The sequence below is a fragment of the Mesorhizobium sp. M1A.F.Ca.IN.020.06.1.1 genome (assembly GCF_004023265.1).
Taxonomy (GTDB): Bacteria; Pseudomonadota; Alphaproteobacteria; order Rhizobiales; family Rhizobiaceae; genus Mesorhizobium.
On record NZ_RZSR01001382.1, the window covers coordinates 1 to 1100 of the forward strand.

A 1100-nucleotide genomic window follows, 5' to 3' on the forward strand; every position below is an offset into this window, starting at 1 on the left:
CGACAAGGATGTGCGCATCATCGGCAGCGAGGCCGGCGGTCGCGGCCTCGACGGCGTCGAGCACTGCGCCTCGATGAATGCCGGCTCGCCGGGCGTGCTGCACGGCAATCGCACCTATCTCTTGCAGAATGCGGACGGCCAGATTCTCGACGGCCATTCGATCTCGGCCGGTCTCGATTATCCGGGCGTCGGGCCCGAGCATGCCTGGCTGCGCGATTCGGGCCGCGTCGAATATGAGCCGATCCTCGACGACGATGCGCTGGAGGCCTTCCAACTGACGACCCGCGTCGAAGGCATCATCCCGGCGCTGGAATCGGCGCACGCCATCGCGCATGCGATGAAGATCGTGCCGAAAATGGACAAGGACCAGATCGTCATCGTCAACCTGTCCGGCCGCGGCGACAAAGACGTGCACACGGTGGCCAAGATGCTGGGCATGGAGATCTGACAATGACGACCCGCATCGACCGCCGCATGGCGAAGCTCAAATCCGAGGGCCGTCCGGCTTTGGTCACCTATTTCATGGGCGGCGATCCGGATTACGACACTTCGCTCGCTATCATGAAGGCGCTTCCCGGCGCCGGCAGCGATGTCATCGAGCTCGGCATGCCGTTCTCCGATCCGATGGCCGACGGCCCGGCCATTCAGGCGGCGGGTCTCAGGGCGCTGAAAGGCGGTCAGACGCTGGTCAAGACGCTGAAGATGGCGTCCGAATTCCGCGCCGGCGACGACGAAACGCCGATCGTGCTGATGGGCTACTACAACCCGATCTACATTTACGGCGTCGATCGTTTCTTGGCCGACGCAAAGGCGAGCGGCATCGACGGCCTGATCGTTGTCGACCTGCCGCCGGAAATGGACGAGGAGCTCTGCGTTCCGGCGCTGAAGGCGGGCATGAATTTCATCCGCCTGGCGACGCCGACCACCGACGACAAGCGCCTGCCGAAGGTGCTCGAGAACACCTCCGGCTTCGTCTACTACGTGTCGATGACGGGCATCACCGGCTCGGCCTTGGCCGACACTGCCAAGGTGTCGGCGGCGGTCAAACGCATCAAGGGTCACACCGCGCTGCCGGTCTGCGTCGGCTTCGGCGTCAAGAC

General features: G+C 64.2%; 1 protein-coding gene and 1 pseudogene. Both read left to right on the forward strand.

Annotated elements, in window-relative coordinates; genetic code table 11:
* Positions 1–448, forward strand: a pseudogene (locus EOA60_RS34200) (tryptophan synthase subunit beta); the annotation flags it as partial.
* Between the two features lie 2 nt (positions 449–450).
* On the forward strand, positions 451–1100 hold a 650-nt coding region (trpA, locus tag EOA60_RS34205; protein WP_128312682.1), incomplete at its 3' end, for a tryptophan synthase subunit alpha.